This window comes from Corallococcus sp. 4LFB (assembly GCF_046520365.1).
GTDB lineage: Bacteria > Myxococcota > Myxococcia > Myxococcales > Myxococcaceae > Corallococcus > Corallococcus caeni.
Window position 1 is genome coordinate 1 of sequence record NZ_JBKGHJ010001049.1, and the last position, 1130, is coordinate 1130.

The window sequence follows — 1130 nt, forward strand, 5'->3', positions numbered from 1 at the left end:
GGACCTCACGCTCGTGCCGGGCAGCCCGCTCTATGACGGGGACGGCCGGCTCGTCGGCGTCGTCGTCGAGCGCCGGGGCCGTGGCGCGCGCGCCCTGCCCCTGTCCGCGGTGAAGGCGGAGCTCGCGTCGGCGGACGCGCCATGAGCCGCCCCCCGGGGCCGCCGTTCCGCCTGAGCGCGGTGCAGGAGGCCATGGGCCTCTGGGCGCTGGGCTTTCTGGGCATCGTCGTGTCGTTCGTCATCGCCGGCGGCACGAGCGTGCCCAAGCTGGTGGCCACGGTGGGCTTCCTCTACCTGCCGCTCATCCCCATGCGCTGGCGCGACGAGGACTACCGCGACTACGGCCTCAGCCTGCGCGCGTGGAAAGAGGACGTGCGGCTGTTCCTCATCCTGTCCGCCATCGTGGGGCCGCTGTTCTTCGTGGGCTTCGCCAGCTTCGTGCAGGTGGTGCCGCACCTGCCCCCCGGGCTCGCGCGGCACCTGACGCCCATCATCGGCGAGGGCCACTTCCAGCCGCGCCTGCCCCCGCGCTTCGGCGAGTGGGTGATTGATCAGCTCTTCGTCGTGGCCCTGCCGGAGGAGTTCTTCTACCGGGGCTACCTCCAGGCCCGCCTGCGCGACGCGTGGCCCCAGGGGCGCGTGGTGCTGGGCGCTCGGCTGGGACGCGCCTTCTGGGTGACGGCGCTCCTCTTCGCGCTGGGCCACCTGGCCATCTTCCAGACGTGGCGGCTGGCGGTGTTCTTCCCCGCGCTCCTCTTCGGCTGGATGCGCGAGCGCACCGGCACGATTTTCGGCTGCGCCCTCTTCCACGCCGCCTGCAACCTCTACGTGCGCTTCCTGGAGGTGTCCTTCTTCGGCGGCCCGTAGCCGCCCCTCAGGCGGGCGGCAGGTGCTGGACCTGGAGGTCCGCGCCCACCACCAGCGTCGTGCCCTGCGGCAGCTCCACCCAGCCCTGCGTGCGCGTGACGTGGCTGGCCACCACCACCGTGCGGCGGCGGCGGTGCGCGCTCACCTCCGGGTGCGTCTCCGGCGTGGTCGCGTCCACGCCGCAGTGGGCGCACTCCACGCTGCCCTCCAGGCGCGTGTAGGACAGCGGGGCCTCGCCGCGGCGGGTGGCGAGCAGCACGGTG

1 protein-coding gene and 1 pseudogene are annotated in these 1130 nt (G+C 73.4%); one reads left to right on the forward strand and one right to left on the reverse strand.

The genetic code is table 11. The features are described from left to right. Positions 1-141: 141 nt before the first annotated feature. Positions 142-867: a myxosortase MrtX gene (mrtX, locus tag ACLEQD_RS43935; protein ID WP_410391874.1), complete on the forward strand. Its 726-nt coding sequence runs from the start codon at positions 142-144 to the stop codon at positions 865-867. A 7-nt stretch (positions 868-874) separates the two neighbouring features. Here mrtX and ACLEQD_RS43940 read toward each other — a convergent pair. After that, positions 875-1130: pseudogene (locus ACLEQD_RS43940) on the reverse strand (class II glutamine amidotransferase); the annotation flags it as partial.

What these genes read in the sequence shown, in the direction of transcription:
- mrtX (WP_410391874.1), top strand. Translation starts at nt 142, where the DNA reads ATGAGCCGCCCCCCGGGGCCGCCGTTCCGCCTGAGCGCGGTGCAGGAG.